Annotated in this window: 16 protein-coding genes; 9 read left to right on the top strand and 7 right to left on the bottom strand. The window is 42.4% G+C overall.

What is annotated here, in order from left to right:
• The first annotated feature begins 21 nt into the window (after positions 1-21).
• The 4 genes from upp (at position 22) to AC3IRT_RS02725 (ending at position 2459) form a co-directional block, all read left to right on the top strand.
• Positions 22-666 carry a uracil phosphoribosyltransferase gene (gene upp / locus AC3IRT_RS02740; protein WP_489395008.1) on the top strand — a complete coding sequence of 215 codons (645 nt, stop codon included), beginning with the start codon at positions 22-24 and terminating at the stop codon, positions 664-666.
• Positions 667-764: 98 nt separating this feature from the next.
• Positions 765-1238, top strand: coding sequence for a ribonuclease H-like YkuK family protein (locus AC3IRT_RS02735; protein ID WP_489395007.1), 474 nt, complete (start codon positions 765-767; stop codon positions 1236-1238).
• A 71-nt stretch (positions 1239-1309) separates the two neighbouring features.
• Positions 1310-1912 (top strand): nicotinamide riboside transporter PnuC, encoded by a 603-nt coding sequence (gene pnuC, locus AC3IRT_RS02730; protein WP_489395006.1) that lies wholly within the window; start codon positions 1310-1312, stop codon positions 1910-1912.
• 4 nt (positions 1913-1916) lie between these two features.
• Positions 1917-2459: an AAA family ATPase gene (locus AC3IRT_RS02725; protein WP_489395005.1), complete on the top strand. Its 543-nt coding sequence runs from the start codon at positions 1917-1919 to the stop codon at positions 2457-2459.
• Here the strand turns inward: AC3IRT_RS02725 and AC3IRT_RS02720 are convergent.
• Positions 2439-4292, bottom strand: coding sequence for a DNA topoisomerase IV subunit B (locus tag AC3IRT_RS02720; RefSeq protein WP_489395004.1), 1854 nt, complete (start codon positions 4290-4292; stop codon positions 2439-2441). The two genes, AC3IRT_RS02725 and AC3IRT_RS02720, sit on opposite strands and share 21 nt — an antisense overlap.
• 73 nt (positions 4293-4365) lie before the next feature.
• Positions 4366-5436 carry a dipeptide epimerase gene (locus AC3IRT_RS02715; protein WP_489395003.1) on the bottom strand — a complete coding sequence of 357 codons (1071 nt, stop codon included), beginning with the start codon at positions 5434-5436 and terminating at the stop codon, positions 4366-4368.
• 164 nt (positions 5437-5600) lie between these two features.
• Between AC3IRT_RS02715 and AC3IRT_RS02710 the strand changes: the two genes are divergently transcribed.
• Complete coding sequence (locus AC3IRT_RS02710) at positions 5601-6632, top strand: glycosylasparaginase (protein WP_489395002.1); 1032 nt, start codon at positions 5601-5603, stop codon at positions 6630-6632.
• Between the two features lie 68 nt (positions 6633-6700).
• A complete protein-coding gene (msrA, locus tag AC3IRT_RS02705) occupies positions 6701-7219 on the top strand; it encodes a peptide-methionine (S)-S-oxide reductase MsrA (RefSeq protein ID WP_489395001.1) in 519 nt (172 codons plus the stop codon).
• A gap of 21 nt (positions 7220-7240) precedes the next feature.
• Here msrA and AC3IRT_RS02700 read toward each other — a convergent pair whose 3' ends face one another.
• The 3 genes from AC3IRT_RS02700 to AC3IRT_RS02690 all read right to left on the bottom strand — a co-directional run bounded on the left by AC3IRT_RS02700 (position 7241) and on the right by AC3IRT_RS02690 (position 10117).
• Positions 7241-8140, bottom strand: a complete 900-nt coding sequence (locus AC3IRT_RS02700; RefSeq protein WP_489395000.1) for a class I SAM-dependent methyltransferase — start codon at positions 8138-8140, stop codon at positions 7241-7243.
• A 65-nt stretch (positions 8141-8205) separates the two neighbouring features.
• A complete protein-coding gene (locus AC3IRT_RS02695) occupies positions 8206-9300 on the bottom strand; it encodes a nuclease/transposase family protein (protein WP_489394999.1) in 1095 nt (364 codons plus the stop codon).
• Position 9301: 1 nt separating this feature from the next.
• Positions 9302-10117, bottom strand: coding sequence for an RNA polymerase sigma factor (locus AC3IRT_RS02690; RefSeq protein WP_489394998.1), 816 nt, complete (start codon positions 10115-10117; stop codon positions 9302-9304).
• Between the two features lie 466 nt (positions 10118-10583).
• On the opposite strand from AC3IRT_RS02690, the gene AC3IRT_RS02685 reads away from it, so the two are divergent.
• A complete protein-coding gene (locus AC3IRT_RS02685) occupies positions 10584-11072 on the top strand; it encodes a helix-turn-helix domain-containing protein (protein WP_489394997.1) in 489 nt (162 codons plus the stop codon).
• Between the two features lie 20 nt (positions 11073-11092).
• On the opposite strand, the gene AC3IRT_RS02680 is transcribed toward AC3IRT_RS02685, so the two are convergent.
• Both AC3IRT_RS02680 and AC3IRT_RS02675 read right to left on the bottom strand, forming a co-directional pair.
• Positions 11093-11845 (bottom strand): ABC transporter ATP-binding protein, encoded by a 753-nt coding sequence (locus AC3IRT_RS02680; RefSeq protein WP_489394996.1) that lies wholly within the window; start codon positions 11843-11845, stop codon positions 11093-11095.
• Between the two features lie 8 nt (positions 11846-11853).
• Positions 11854-12588 carry an MlaE family ABC transporter permease gene (locus AC3IRT_RS02675; RefSeq protein WP_489394995.1) on the bottom strand — a complete coding sequence of 245 codons (735 nt, stop codon included), beginning with the start codon at positions 12586-12588 and terminating at the stop codon, positions 11854-11856.
• 228 nt (positions 12589-12816) lie between these two features.
• Here AC3IRT_RS02675 and AC3IRT_RS02670 point away from each other — a divergent pair, with 228 nt between their 5' ends.
• Both AC3IRT_RS02670 and ispG read left to right on the top strand, forming a co-directional pair.
• On the top strand, positions 12817-13728 hold the full coding sequence (locus AC3IRT_RS02670) for a toast rack family protein (RefSeq protein ID WP_489394994.1): 912 nt from the start codon (positions 12817-12819) through the stop codon (positions 13726-13728).
• Between the two features lie 16 nt (positions 13729-13744).
• On the top strand, positions 13745-15757 hold the full coding sequence (gene ispG, locus AC3IRT_RS02665) for a (E)-4-hydroxy-3-methylbut-2-enyl-diphosphate synthase (RefSeq protein WP_489394993.1): 2013 nt from the start codon (positions 13745-13747) through the stop codon (positions 15755-15757).

The raw sequence follows: 15757 nt of genomic DNA, 5'->3' as shown, positions 1-15757 counted from the left end.
AACATAACTAACAGGAGAAACATGATTACGATCCTTACAGAACAGAATAGTCTGGTGAACCAGTACTTGGTAGAATTGAGAAATACCGATATCCAAAAGGATCGTATGCGTTTTCGCCGTAATCTCGAACGTATCGGTGAGATGATGGCATACGAAATCAGTAAAGTACTCCCCTATCAGCCTGCCGAAGTGGATACACCTTTGGGCTTGGCAGAGACTAATGTGCTGTCGCAACAACCGGTATTGCTTACGATTATTCGCGCTGGACTGCCCTTCCATCAAGGTTTTTTAAATGCTTTTGATGAAGCCGACAGTGGCTTTATCGGTGCGTACCGGCATACCAAGAAAAGCGGAGAATTTGAGATTCATAAAAAGTACCAAAACACACCCGATCTAGATGATAAAATCGTGATCGTGGCAGATACGATGTTGGCCACTGGCCAGAGCTTGGTACTCTGTTGTAAAGAATTATTGGCTGACTACAATATTCGAGAACTGCATATCGCTACCGTGATTGCTTCGGAAGAAGGGGTACAACATGTGCGTGCATTCTTGCCAGAAGCGAAAATCTGGATTGGTGATTTGGACAAAGAGCTAACGAGCAAAGCGTATATAGTGCCTGGATTGGGTGATGCAGGCGATCTATCCTACGGCACGAAGGATTAGCCGATGTAATGAAAAAGTTAAATCGTAAAAAATTAATAAATCCTTAATAATAAATAAGATACAAGTTCGTAAATTTAGGGATACGTAATCTCTTAATTATGAATTGGCAAAAATTCAATGGAGAAACACTCCACGTACCCATCCTGCAGGCGGTCGAAGATACCATCATTCGCGAGCACAAATTAGGAAACAAACTTAAAATCTACATCGGCACCGACTCTCAAGTAAAACGACAAATCGTGGAATTTGCGACGGTCATCGTATTTCTGCGCGAAAACCGAGGTGGATTTATGTTTATCCACAAAGACCGAAAGACCCACAACATGTCGATCAAAGAACGCATGCTGATTGAGGTGCAACATTCGATCGATATTGCTTATCAGGTTTGTCCATTGCTTGATCAGTATCATGTGGATCTAGAAGTACATGCGGACATCAACACCAATCCCAACTTTCAGTCCAATGCGGCGTTGAAAGAAGCGATGGGATACATTATGGGCATGGGCTTTATGTTCAAGGCAAAACCAGAATCCTTCGCTAGTACGAATTGCGCAAATAAGCTCGTACAGTAAACCGAGGGTTCATGTAAAGCCTGATTTTGCGGGGATAATGCTTATCTTTATTCCTGCTTACTCAGACACGCATGCCTCAATTTATTTTTGATTTCTTGCATCAGCTCAAGAGTACTTCGGAGCTGGAGTGGATAGGAACCGTCACTGGTGTAGCCTGTGTTTATCTGGCTGCCAAGCAACATATTTGGAATTGGCCCATCAGCATCGTGAGTGTGTGTTGCTATCTGATCATATTTTACCAGCATCGGCTGTATGGCGATAGCATCTTGCAAGTCTATTTTCTACTCACCGCCATTTACGGCTGGTATTATTGGCGCAAGCGCGATCTATCCGACGAAAAACCAATTAGTTCCCTTTCCTTAAAATACATGCTGTTCACCATCGCAGCGATTGTTGTCTTAGGATTCGTCCTAGGATTTTCCCTAAAGCGTTGGACAGATACCGATGTACCTTATATTGATGGTATGTGTACCGCGATGAGCTTCGTAGCACAATTCCTGATGACACGCAAAATAGTGCAAAGCTGGGCAATCTGGATCGCCGTCAATCTGTGTTATATTCCGCTGTATCTGCACAAGGAATTAGCCATGACCGCCGTTTTATATATTATATTTGCTGGAATAGCCTGGAATGGATATCGGGACTGGAAAAGAACATATTTAGCCAACACGTAAGAAAATGCACACACCTCCACTTCTTAAAATTGCCGTTGTCGGCCCAGAATCTACGGGCAAATCTACCATGGCTAAAAAGTTGGCTGAGAACTACAATACGGTATGCGTTCCCGAATACGCACGCTATTACTGCCAGAATCTTAACAATCAGTATACGTTACAAGACGAATTGAACATGTATTATGGGCAAGTCGCTTTAGAAGAATCGTTGATCCCTTTGGCCAGTAACGAGCTATTGATTGCGGACACTACGATTATGACTATTAAGATTTGGAGCGATCACTTGTTTGGCCATACACCCGAAGAAGTACTGAACGAGATAACCCAGCGCAAATACGATTTTTACCTGCTTATGGATATTGACCTACCTTGGGAAGATGATCCCTTGCGCGATTTCCCAGAACAAAGACCTCATTTTTTGGAGATCTGGAAGCAAGAATTGACCAGTCTACAAGCAAACTACGCACTAATATCTGGACAAGGTGCGGCACGGTCGGAAAACGGCATTGCTGCCGTCCAAGCTTTTTTAGCCAGCCACTTGGGTTAGTTCGTCTTCCATATCTAGCTCTACGCGCAGATTATTGACAATATGCTTTTGTCGATCCGGCGTATTCTTACCCATGTAGTATTCCAGCAGGTGCGATAGTTTATTTTCTTTGGAGAGAATGACTGGATCCAGACGCATATCTTTTCCGATAAATAGACCAAATTCGGAAGGAGAAATTTCTCCCAATCCTTTAAATCGGGTAATTTCTGGTTTTGCACCCAATTTCTTGATGGCCTTCTGCTTCTCTTCTGCAGAGTAGCAATAGATCGTTTCCTTCTTATTCCGAACACGAAACAGCGGCGTTTGCAAGATCGAGACGTGACCAGATTTTACGAGATCAGGAAAAAACTGCAAGAAAAAGGTGAGTAACAACAGGCGAATGTGCATGCCATCCACATCGGCATCGGTCGCTACGACGATATTATTGTAGCGCAAGCCATCTAGACCCTCTTCGATATTCAGCGCATGCTGCAATAAGTTAAACTCTTCATTCTCGTACACAATCTTCTTCGACATACCATAAGAGTTCAGTGGCTTACCTTTCAAGCTGAATACGGCTTGCGTCATCACATCGCGCGATTTGGTAATAGAACCACTGGCAGAATCTCCCTCCGTAATAAATAAGGTGGTTTCCAAATTGCGCTCATGCTTGTCCGAGAAATGCAGCTTACAATCCCTTAATTTCCGATTGTGCACTGAAGCTTTCTTGGCGCGTTCATTGGCCAATTTTTTGATTCCCGCGATATCTTTCCGCTCGCGCTCAGATTGCAAAATTCTTTTTTGCAAAGCATCGGACGTTTCTGGGTTGCGGTGCAAGTAATCGTCTAGCGCTTTTTTCAGAAAATCATTGATGAAGGTTCGCACACTAGGCCCTTCGGGGCCGATGTTTTGCGAGCCCAACTTCGTTTTTGTTTGCGATTCAAAGACCGGTTCTTGCACTTTGATGGCAATAGCGCCGATAATGGATGCGCGAATATCGGAAGCATCGTAATCTTTCTTGTAAAACTCCCGAATAGTTTTGACCACCGCTTCGCGGAATGCCGCTTGGTGCGTACCACCTTGCGTGGTATGCTGCCCGTTCACGAAAGAATAATATTCTTCGCCATATTGCTGGCCATGCGTCAGTGCGATCTCAATATCCTCTCCGCGGAGATGAATGATCGGGTAACGCATAGAATCCGTTTCTATATTGCGTTCCAGTAAATCTTTTAGACCGTTCTCGGATATAAATTTCTGCCCATTGAAATTGATGGTCAAGCCAGAATTCAAGAACACATAATTCCAGATCATGTTTTCTACAAATTCCATTCGGTATTTGTAATTTCTAAAAATGTCGTTGTCTGGATAAAAAGTAACCGAAGTACCGTTGCGCTGGGTGGTATCTTTTTTCTCATCCGATACCAATTCGCCTTGTGCAAACTGCGCAATACGCGTCACGTTTTGGCGATAAGATTGTACGGTAAATTGAGTAGAAAGTGCGTTTACCGCCTTGGTACCCACACCATTCAGTCCGACTGATTTTTGAAAAGCTTTGCTATCGTATTTACCACCTGTATTGATTTTGGACACCACATCCACCACAGAACCAATAGGAATACCACGACCATAATCGCGAATAGACACTTTATTTTCATTGACTGTGATATCGATCGAACGGCCTGCTCCCATCACAAACTCATCGATACAGTTATCCATCACCTCTTTCAAGAGTACATAGATCCCATCATCATAAGCCGAACCATCGCCCAGCTTACCGATGTACATCCCCGGACGAAGCCTAATATGCTCTTTCCAATCCAGTGATCGTATACTATCTTCGTTATATGTGCTCATGTGTATCTATGTGTTGTAATATGGAGGTGTGCGGTGGTCGGAATACAAAAATAACAAAATTAGCGCAATAGCCTTAATCAGACTTTTTAATAACGCCAATGCCGGGACGATCGGGCAGAATACATCGCCCATCTTCTACGCGCATGCCGTCGAACAAATCGTTATCAATCAACAAGGCGCCATCCAGATCCGCCCAATCTGCCAGTGGCGCTAATTGTGCCGCCGCCGATATCGCGCACGATGTTTCTGTCATACAGCCCAACATTACTTTCATATCTAAGGCGCGCGCCAACTCAGCCATTTGCTTTGCTTCGCGCATACCCGTACATTTCATCAGCTTGATATTGATACCGCTATAGATATCTTTCAACGCAGAAACATCAACTAAGCGCTGGCAAGCTTCATCGGCAATCGTAGGAATGGGTGATCGTTCCGTCAGCCACGCATTATCTTCCGGTCGATCTTTGGGCATGGGTTGCTCTAGAAATACGACATTTCTCTCGGCTAGCCAACCGGCCATATCCACCGCAAGATGTTTGTCTTTCCAACCTTGATTGACATCCGCACACAGCGGCACATCCGTGACGGATCGGATCGTTTCAATAATCATCTTATCCGTTTCCAGACCCAGTTTTACTTTCAGCATGCCGTAAGCACTGGCTTCTGATACTTTTTGCCGAATCATCGCTTCGGTATCTATCCCAATGGTAAAGGAGGTGGGTGGAATTTTATCATTATCCAATCCCCAAATTTTATAAAAAGGCTGTTGCATAATCTTACCGAGCAGATCATGTAAGGCGATATCTAGCGCAGCTTTGGCGGCGGTATTGTTCGCGGCAATAGCATCCACATAGGCCAATATATCAGCCGTTTCGAATGGCGAAGAAAATCGCGATAGATCTACTTGTTGCAGAAAAGCAAAAACACTTTGCTGCGACTCCCCCAAGTAAGGCGGCATGGATGCTTCACCATATCCAGTAATTCCTTCAAATTCCAGTTCCAATAAGACGACCGGCGTCGTAGTTCGACTGAATGACGCTACCGTGAATACATGGTGCATTTGCAAGGTATAGGGCATATACCGGAGTCGAAATTTACCTTGTTGATGCGTTGTCCAATTGATTGGAGCCGAAGCGTTGTGCATGACCGTGATGAATGTTTTCCTTTTTTGCTGTCAAATATTTACTTTTAAGCCCTGCTATATTCAATCGCTAAAAGACTTTAATAAGCGTGCGGTTATAATACGATAAACCACGACTTGCCGTAAGCTAAAATACGAATAAATCGGCATAGAAAAAGGACAACAACATGAATAAAAAGATAGATTCTAGACGCATTTTTATAAAAAAAGCGATGATTGGCGCGATTTCGGCCAGCGCGCTTCCAACTTCTTTGGCGACGGCAAATACCGCAACAAGAGCCGCTAAAAAACCAATCGTGATTTCGACGTGGGATTTTGGTGTGGCAGCGAATCAGGCCGCTTGGAAAATCTTGCAAACGGGTGGATCGGCATTGGATGCTGTGGAAGCGGGCGTAAAAGTGGCGGAATCGGATCTTTCGAATCCTACGGTGGGCAAAGGCGGCTATCCTGATCGTGATGGTCATGTTTCTCTGGATGCCTGCATCATGGATGCCGAAGGCAATTGTGGATCTGTAGCAGCATTAGAACATATTGCGCACCCCATTTCTGTGGCACGTAAGGTGATGGAAGATACCCCACATGTGATGTTGGTGGGCGAAGGTGCGTTACAATTTGCTTTAGAAAAAGGATTTGAAAAAGAAGATTTGTTGACCCCTTCGTCGAAAGAAGCTTGGCAAGAATGGCTGAAAGAACGCCAGTATAAACCGATCATGAATATTGAGAACAAATCTTTCAATACAGATCGATTGCCCGGCAATCAATACAATCACGACACGATCGGCATGCTCGCCTTGGATGCAGCAGGAAACCTTTCTGGCGCTTGCACCACTAGCGGCATGGCTTTTAAAATGCGTGGTCGTGTGGGCGACAGCCCAATTATCGGCGCGGGTTTGTATGTGGACAATGAAATTGGCGCTGCCACCTCCACCGGAGTGGGAGAAGAAGTCATTCGCACCGTCGGTAGTTTTCTAGTCGTAGAATTGATGCGGCAAGGTTATTCGCCGGAGGCGGCATGCAAAGAAGCGGTAGCTCGTATCGTCAAAAAGAAACCAGAGATCGCGAAAGAAATTCAAGTTGGATTTTTGGCGCTTAATAAAAAAGGTGAATATGGATCTTATGCTTTGCAATCGGGCTTTTCGTTTGCCATATGTCATAATGAGCAGCAGGACATCCTCGAAAAGGGCAAACATATCTTTTAGTACCGTATCTTTGTAGGGTGATTTGACCTATGCAGATCACGCATTATTTCATTTAAAATCATACTATTATGTTAGCGACATTTGGAGGAGGTTGTTTCTGGTGCACAGAGGTTATATTTCAGCAACTAGATGGTATTGTATCCGTGTTACCTGGTTATATGGGCGGACAGCGCGAAAATCCAACCTATGAGCAGATATGCACTGGAGCAACTGGTCATGTGGAAGTGATTCAGATCGAGTTTGACGAGACAAAACTTTCCTTTATCGATCTATTGGGTATATTTTTCAGAACACATAACCCGACCACATTAAATCGACAGGGAGCTGATGTCGGTACGCAGTATCGTTCGGTGGTATTTTATCACAGCGAAGAGCAGCATTTGCAAGCCGTACAATTTATCGATGAGTTGACGGCACAAGGAGTGTTTGCGGATCCTATCGTAACTGCAGTAGAACCTGCGGTGACGTTTTGGAAAGCAGAAGATTATCATGTCAACTATTTCAATCGCAATCCGGAAAACCAATATTGCCAAGCAGTAGTGGCACCGAAGCTGAAGAAATTTTTAGAGAGTTACGGAAACGCTTAAGGCGATTCCGTAACTTTTAGCTTATTTAAACTTTCTGAATTTCCCGAACACGCCTAGTGGTAATTTGACACCAGCGGTGGCTTGTAGGTATAATTCGCCCACTTCTAAATTCTGCACCGCTGGAAAAGAAGTGCGGATAAGATTCTCCACAATAACAGAAGAGAAACCAAGTGAATAAGTATTTAGGATCAAGAAATGTTCTTCGGGATCGAGTAATTGAACGACGTCACGCATCATATCGCGGATATTGTCTTCAAGCTTCCACTTCTCTCCTTTTGGCCCGTGGCCATAAGCCGGCGGATCCAATATAATACCGTGATAAGTATTGCCTCTTTTCAACTCACGTTGCACAAATTTCAAGGCATCTTCTACCATCCAACGGATATCTTGCAATCCGGATAATTCCTGATTTTCATTCGCCCAAGTCACCACCTGCTTGATAGAATCCACATGCGTCACTTCTGCTCCAGCAGCACGCGCGATAAGAGAAGCACCACCGGTGTAGGCAAAAAGGTTCAAGAACTTTGGTCTTGGATTTTTAATAGCTTTTATCGATTCGGATATATAATCCCAGTTAACGGCCTGCTCTGGAAAGATCCCTACATGCTTAAAAGAAGTAAGCCCTAGACGAAAACGAATCTCTACCAATTCATTGCGGTACGCAATATGCCAACGGTCGGCTTGTTTAGGATTTTTCTTCAACCATTCGCCACTGGTTGCCGATCTTCCTTTAAATTTGATGTGATATTTTTTTTCCCATTCGGCACTAGATAAGCTCTTTGGCCATACGGCTTGTGGCTCCGGGCGAATCAAGATCATATCTCCGAATCGCTCTAGTTTTTCAAAATCTCCGCAATCGATCAGTTCGTAGTCCTTCCAGTGCTTCGGTGTAAGCAGCTGTATATCTGTGGTTGTCGTCAAAATTATTGTATCTTTTATTGAGCAAAGATAACAATTTACGCATCATCCTACGTGTACACCTTAAGCTATTCTACGATCAGGTGTATGCCTGCCAACTCTGCCTTGTAGCGAATCTTTTCTATCAAACCATGATAACCCCAGTTTCGCAGTAGAAAAAGATCTTCTTTTGCCACAGCATTTTTAGGTGTTTGGTTTACCAAGATCAAGGTGCCTGCCTGATGGCGTATGCAAAAATCGACAAGTTGACGGCTATAGAGATGCAATTTGCTTTGCACATAGTTCTTTTCTTTTTGCCGGAATGTTTCTAAGCGCTGTAGTTTCTTTTTCTTGCCATGCCCACCATTATTATAGCTGCAAGAAGATTCAATGCGATGCCGAGCAGCTTGTATTGCTAATCGTCGATATAGAAACTCTTCTTTATTACCAATGCGATAGAGATCGTGACCGATCTGTACCACAACTGGATGCTCTAGCGACAAGGATGCTTCTGCTACCACACTTTGCTTCAATTCAATTTCATCAATTGGCTTTTCGAAGCATAGAAATAAAAATAGACCAGATTTTTCGCGCTTGATAGCACATTGTACAATTTTGATCTCACCTGCTATTATCTGTTGGATTAGCTTCTTCTTACGGCCACTGTCTCGCCCTAAAAAAGTACGGAAGGGTATTCTGAATAGTATAAATCTGAAATCCCGATCTCCTATCATACCTAACCATTTTAACAAATTTCCAGAAAATGGTATAGGCATATTTTTCTGATAATTCCGAAGCGAATGTTCTCCTTTAGAATATGCTTGACGATCTGTAAAAAATGCTTTGACAATTGATGTATTCAAATTGGTAATAATATTTGAATGCACTTTTCCTTTAAAATACTTAGACAATAACTGATATGTCGTATTTCGGCGTGAGGTCGTAAGTATTCCTTCTGCATTTTGCTTTGCGTCCAGCAATTTAACTTTAGCATCGTCTTTCAGATATAATATATCCTTTATATTTTCCTGCAAAAATTGATGTGTAATAGCAATATTAGAAGCCCTGAAGACCAAATCATTCCATTGATGTAATCGATGTTGATACACGCGTCGATTTTCGGGATTGGACTCATCTAGCAGAATTTGAATCTTGCTTGTCAGTATAATTTTCTTACCCGCCATTTTACTGCATCGTTAAATACTGATCACGAGCAAGTGACTGTTTAGTTTTTCGATAGGCGCGGACAAACAAACTGTTTGCAACAGCCAGATCTACATCTAATGCGGTTGCGATCTCTGTAAAAGTTTGTTGCTGGTTACACCGTAGATCTAGCACCAGCGCTTCCTCGGTATTCAGATTTGTTGTCTGTTGTTGCAAACAGTCTCTTTCTAGTTCCTGTAGTTTTTCTGTATTCTCAAAAACAGATCGCACATGCGCTATAGCCTGCTTTACTTTAAACCGTACTTCGTGAACGGATCGACCGCCTAAATGATCGGCAATCCTATCATAATTAAAGCTGTATTCTAAACACAGCCGAATGAGTGTTTGTTGATCTTGACGGAGATTGGGCATAAGTGCATTAATCTTTCGGATGTAAATCCGATCTTCAGGATCCTGCTTTGTGTCGTATGGCTCATCATCCAAGTCATTTATCACTAAACAATTTTCTTCAGAATAAAAAGGTTGTAGCGGCACGAAGTTACGCCTAAATTGCTCCGACGGATTACCATAGTATTCTCGTGTTGCTCGTTTAATCTCCTCGTCCAAAAAACATTCAACATTCTCTAGACTAATTATATGTTTCCGAAAAAGCCATAAACGAAAAAAAGCCTCCTGTACAAAGGTTCTGCTGACATCTATGTCTCCCGTGGCCAATCGCGCTTTTTTAAGTAGATCATTATAGAACCAAGTATAAAAATAATCCAATGCTCGCTCTTCACCATTATTTAGAAAGCTCACATATTGTTGCGAAGAATATATCGCCTGCTTTTTGCTCATAATATTATCATTAACTTATTTGATTTCGCGCTTGGTCTTACCTTTTGAAATTTGAGCCTTCAAAAAAGTCAATTTTGTTATTCCTTAGAATCCGTATTATATAATCTGCGGACGCTGTTGTGTACAACAATCAGTCAATAACGTGAGAACATTAATGTTTCTGAAAATCATTCAGTGAGCGACTAGAATCCTCACCCTGCGGCACCACAAGAAACCTCCACTTTTGTTTAAGTGTATTTAAGACTGTTTTAGCACTAACCAGAATGTTTATGTGATATAAACAAGAAATTTGTCGGGTTGAAAATCATTGAACCATTCTAAAACACGAATCAACCATACTGTTATTTCTTTAAAATTAATTATTATTCTTTATTTGAAATCAAATGTAAACAAAATATTTTATTAAGCAAATAATTATAGATTTTGTTTATTCCCATTTTGCGAGAATATTTATTCATTTTGCAATGTGTCTGAAACTAATGAATTAATTTTAAAGAAACTTGGAGATTTACTCCGATCACGGCGGGAGTATTTATCCTATTCGCAACGTGATGTAGCCAGTATGACCGGCCTAACGATGACTACAATTGCAGCGATGGAAAGGGGTTCAGGATCCACTATGCACAACTTTTTACTAGTGTGCCGAGCATTAAATTTTCAGCCTCGTAGGTTTTTTTCTGAAGATATAGACCTTACTCCGTTATACAACATATCACCGCAATCCAAAAGCCGGATTGATCTGCGTATAAAGCTTGAGAGACTAGTCTCTGAATCAGACTTTTTCACCGTACCGAGACGTGTTTCTGAGGTACTGGAAGAGCTCGATTATGATAAAAGTATAAGCAATAAATTCTCGGTTTACTTAACAGCCTACTGCCGGGAAGGCGAGTTGGAATACATCAAAACAGGTAATGTAAAACGATATATCAAAAGCAAACCAAGCTCAAAAAAATAACAAAATTCACGATTGTAATATTATAAACTTTCTTTTGCAGAGCGCATCAGCGGACTGGCAAACACAAAATCATTTAATTCTTGTATATCCGCCTGCAGCATATCTTCACTCGAACCTTCCCAGAATTTTTGTCCCTTATGCAAGAATAAAATATATTGCCCAATTCCCATCACAGAGTTCATATCGTGCGTTACCACTACTGTAGTGGAATTAAATTCTTCGGTTAATTCTTGAATTAGTTCATCGATCAAAATAGAAGTAGCCGGATCCAACCCAGAATTAGGCTCATCACAAAATAAATATTTTGGATTCATGCTAATAGCACGTGCTATACCCACCCTTTTCTTCATGCCACCAGAAAGCTCCGCTGGAAATAATTTATTTCGACCAGTCAGATTCACTCTTTCTAAACAAAAATTAGCCCGATCTAGCTTTTCAGCTTGGCTCATATTGGTAAACATATCTAAACCAAACACGATATTTTGCTCGACCGTCATGGAATCGAACAAGGCCGAATTCTGAAATAGCATGCCGATCTCTTTTCGAATGGGCACACGTTCTTCGAAGCTCAGTTTAGTGAATTCTTGCTGATCAAAAAAAACCTTTCCACTTTCAGGAGCATGCAAACCTACTATACACTTAAGCAAAGTACTTTTTCCAGATCCAGAACCTCCGATTATTAAACTAACCTTTCCCGGTTCGAAGATGGCATCTATTCCCTTCAAAACATGATTATCGTCAAAGGATTTATTGATATTTTGAATTTCGATCATAGTAATACTTATAACATTAATGCGGTTATCATATAATCACAAGCAAGAATAGCAATACAGCCAATAACAACTGCACGCGTACCAGCTTGCCCCACTTCTAAAGCGCCGCCCCGAACGTGGAAACCTTTATGTGCTGGTATAGAGGTGATAATAAAACCAAAAACTACGGCCTTGACCATCGCAACAGAAACCGTAAAGCCATTAAAAGATTCCCGAATCCCGAGGATATAATCGTTCGCAGAAACAGCTCCAGAAAGCGCCCCTCCGATCAACCCCCCAACCAACGCACAAACAATGGCAATCGTCACGAGCACAGGCACCATCAAAACGCCCGCCACAATTTTCGGCAAGATAAGATAGCCCGCAGCATTGATCCCCATAATCTCTAGCGCATCGATCTGTTCGGTTACTCGCATAGATCCGATCTGAGATGATATAGCCGATCCAACCTTCCCCATCAATACCAAAGCAGAAATGGTAGGACCAAGTTCTAAAATATTGGAATCTCGATTGATTTGCCCTATGATCGAAGTTGGAATTAAGTCAGATGTTAATTGAAATGCAATCTGCATCGTCATAACCGCTCCAATAAAACTTGAAATAATAACGATTAATCCGAGCGAGCCCACTCCTATCTCGTTCATTTCGTGCATTATTTCCTTCCGGTAAATTTTCCATTTCTCCGGTCTGCGAAACACTTGTTGCAACAATAGGAGGTATTCCCCGAAATAATAGAAAAACATATTCAGCTGTTTAAATGACGTATTTGGACAAAATATACTGTAAATAGCTAACTCGATTTGACAGAAAATGTTTCGACGCCACTATTAATATACAAATTTGTTTATTATTTCTTTACCGACAAAACGCGGAGGTTCACCGAATAATTGAATAATATAGCCTAATATAGGGCTTTATACCCTATTTTAGCTTGTAAGTTTGTTCCTATAAGAAGAAAAACAACACAAAAGATGAATAATAAAATCGCAACTGGAATCTGGCTTGTATTTATTGGAGCAATCATTTTGCTACACAATACAGATATAATACATTTCAATTTTTACGCTATTATGAAATATTGGCCATTGGCGATTGTGTCGGTTGGTATTTCTTTACTGCTACAGAACAGGCCTCATGGTGTATTGATCAGTACCATTTGCAATATCTTGATCTGTTCATTTTTGGTGTACGAGGGAACCACCGCTGGCGACCGAAGCTATGCTAACGGCGAAGCTGGAATAGATTCCCAAGCGCAAAGTCAGCGCGTAGCGTTAGATTATAATGCGGAGGTAGAACAAGTAAAACTGCATCTTAACGGCGGTGCCGCCAATTTCAAATTAGTAACTCCGGAAGATTCAACCAAATTGATAGCGGCGTGGACAGACAGCCCAAGTGTCGGCCTAAGACTAGACGAATCTGGAACAACGGAAAAAGAAATCGTATTCGAAGCGAAGCACAACGATAGCCGTTCCAAGAAAAATACGGTAGAATTTTATCTAAACGCGGCCCCGCTTTGGAATATGGAACTGAATGTCGGTGCGGTAAATTTCAAAGCCGACTTTTCAATATACCGTTTTCAGGCTTTAGCGATCAATGCCGGCGCAAGTAATATTAAACTCAGCTTTGGCGCGCCAACTTTAGAAAGCACGAAAATTGATATCAATACTGGAGCTTCTAATGTGAAATTAAACCTACCGGAAGGAGTGGCATACCGTGTGACCGGCAAAAACGTCATGTCGTCTACACGCTACGAAGGTGCGGAGAAAGTGAGTAAAGGAGTTTATGAAACCAAGAACTACCATACGGCCGCGATGAAGTACGACATCGAATTGAATGGCGCAGCAAATTCATGTTCTATTAACACCTATTCGTCTGAAAAATAGCTAACTTTGGTGCAAGATGGAAGCACCAAATTCGACCCGACTGACTGGAGAATATTGTAATACTAAGCTGGCATACAGCCGGTTTCGAACGCGCGAGGTTTTTGTAGGCAACATACCCATGGGCGCAGATAATCCGATCCGTATCCAAAGTATGACGACGATCGACACCATGGATACGATCGGATCGGTAGAACAAACCATCAAAATGGTCGATGCCGGCTGTGAATATGTGCGCATCACGGCACCCAGCATCAAAGAGGCGGATAACCTGCTCAACATCAAAAAAGAATTGCGTGCCAGAGGTTATGAAGTGCCTTTAGTAGCCGATATACATTTTACGCCAAACGCAGCCGAAGTTGCTGCTCGTATTGTCGAAAAAGTACGGGTAAACCCCGGCAACTATGCCGACAAAAAGAAATTCGATCAGATTGATTTTACCGATGCTGCGTATCAGTCCGAGCTGGAGCGGATTTACAAAAAATTTGCGCCATTGGTCGGGATTTGCAAAGAGTATGGCACAGCTATGCGAATTGGCACGAACCACGGTTCCCTTTCCGACCGCATCATGAGTCGTTATGGCGATACGCCAGACGGCATGGTCGAGTCGGCTATGGAATTCATTCGCATCTGTGAAGACTTGCAATACTATAATTTGGTGATTTCGATGAAATCTTCCAATCCACAAGTCATGGTGCAAGCGTACCGTTTACTCGTGGAGAAAATGGTGGCCGAAAACATGAATTACCCACTGCATCTTGGTGTTACAGAGGCAGGTGACGGTGAAGATGGTCGCGTGAAATCGGCGGTCGGGATTGGCACTTTGTTGGAAGATGGATTAGGAGATACCGTTCGTGTTTCTTTGACCGAAGAACCAGAGAAGGAAGCACCAGTCGCGCGAGCACTTGTGAATCGATACAGCAAAAGAGAAACGCAAATCACGAGCGAGCCAGCTCGCGAAATCTTGCATTTTCACGAAGAATCTCGCACTGAGTCTTTCGAAGCTGCAGAGGTTAATACTTTTGTGGGCGGATCATTAGTGCCACGTATCATCATTGATTTATCTCAAGAAAACCTCAAAGACCCTTTCATTCTAAAACAAGTCGGCTATCGCTACGATGCGCTATTGGACAAGTTTCATATGGGCGATCAATCGGTAGATTTTGTATTTCTTGGAGATGCTTTGCCTTCGTTTGCCATGCCGGGCAATTTGAAACAGCTGTATAACTACCAAACTTGGATCGGCATACAAGAACGTGCTAATATTCATCCTATATTTACGCTAGCAGAATTTAACAGCAGTACAGAAAAAGACGTTGTTCTGAATATGGTGTATATCAGCAATCAAGATTTGGCGACGGATAGCTTTGCTGACATGGTGCTAAATGAGACGGTTGTTTTTATTTTGGAAACGGATTATATACATGGTATGGCCGACCAACGTCAGTTCTTTGCAAATATGCAGAAATTGGCCTTGTCGAATCCCGTCATCTTAAAACGCAGCTACGCGTTAGAAGATTTCAGCGGTCCAGTTGGAGATATTATGAACCCCGAAGAACCTATTTCTAAAATTCAGCTTTATGCGGCTACAGATTTTGGCGCGCTGCTTATTGATGGATTAGGATCGGGTATCTGGATTGAGTCTCCAGCGACGCCGGTAGAAAAATTAGCTTCGCTATCCTTCGGGATATTGCAAGCTACCCGATCTAGAATTTCTAAAACGGAATACATTTCTTGTCCAAGTTGCGGACGTACTTTATTTGATTTGCAAGACACCACCCATATGATTCGCCAGCGTACCAATCATTTGAAAGGACTCAAAATTGCGATAATGGGTTGTATCGTGAATGGCCCGGGAGAAATGGCTGATGCCGATTACGGCTATGTCGGCGCTGGCCCCGACAAAATCACACTGTACCGCGGCAAAGAAGTAATCAAACGAAATGTATCTTCGGCCAACGCATTGGACGAGTTAATTAATATCATCAAAGGAGACGGTCTCTGGATCGAAGAAAACGAGGTGGCTTTATAA

The organism is Sphingobacterium sp. KH_072 (assembly GCF_057837975.1).
This window is presented reverse-complemented; position numbering and strand designations above follow the sequence as displayed.

Excerpts from the sequence above, each read along its gene's own strand:
- pnuC (WP_489395006.1), top strand. The coding sequence starts at position 1,310 with ATGCCTCAATTTATTTTTGATTTCTTGCATCAGCTCAAGAGTACTTCG.
- AC3IRT_RS02690 (WP_489394998.1), bottom strand. The coding sequence starts at position 10,117 with ATGAGCAAAAAGCAGGCGATATATTCTTCGCAACAATATGTGAGCTTT.
- msrA (WP_489395001.1), top strand. The coding sequence starts at position 6,701 with ATGTTAGCGACATTTGGAGGAGGTTGTTTCTGGTGCACAGAGGTTATA.
- AC3IRT_RS02695 (WP_489394999.1), bottom strand. The coding sequence starts at position 9,300 with ATGGCGGGTAAGAAAATTATACTGACAAGCAAGATTCAAATTCTGCTA.
- AC3IRT_RS02710 (WP_489395002.1), top strand. The coding sequence starts at position 5,601 with ATGAATAAAAAGATAGATTCTAGACGCATTTTTATAAAAAAAGCGATG.
- AC3IRT_RS02675 (WP_489394995.1), bottom strand. The coding sequence starts at position 12,588 with ATGTTTTTCTATTATTTCGGGGAATACCTCCTATTGTTGCAACAAGTG.
- AC3IRT_RS02670 (WP_489394994.1), top strand. The coding sequence starts at position 12,817 with ATGAATAATAAAATCGCAACTGGAATCTGGCTTGTATTTATTGGAGCA.
- AC3IRT_RS02735 (WP_489395007.1), top strand. The coding sequence starts at position 765 with ATGAATTGGCAAAAATTCAATGGAGAAACACTCCACGTACCCATCCTG.
- upp (WP_489395008.1), top strand. The coding sequence starts at position 22 with ATGATTACGATCCTTACAGAACAGAATAGTCTGGTGAACCAGTACTTG.
- ispG (WP_489394993.1), top strand. The coding sequence starts at position 13,745 with ATGGAAGCACCAAATTCGACCCGACTGACTGGAGAATATTGTAATACT.
- AC3IRT_RS02725 (WP_489395005.1), top strand. The coding sequence starts at position 1,917 with ATGCACACACCTCCACTTCTTAAAATTGCCGTTGTCGGCCCAGAATCT.
- AC3IRT_RS02715 (WP_489395003.1), bottom strand. The coding sequence starts at position 5,436 with ATGCACAACGCTTCGGCTCCAATCAATTGGACAACGCATCAACAAGGT.
- AC3IRT_RS02720 (WP_489395004.1), bottom strand. The coding sequence starts at position 4,292 with ATGAGCACATATAACGAAGATAGTATACGATCACTGGATTGGAAAGAG.
- AC3IRT_RS02680 (WP_489394996.1), bottom strand. The coding sequence starts at position 11,845 with ATGATCGAAATTCAAAATATCAATAAATCCTTTGACGATAATCATGTT.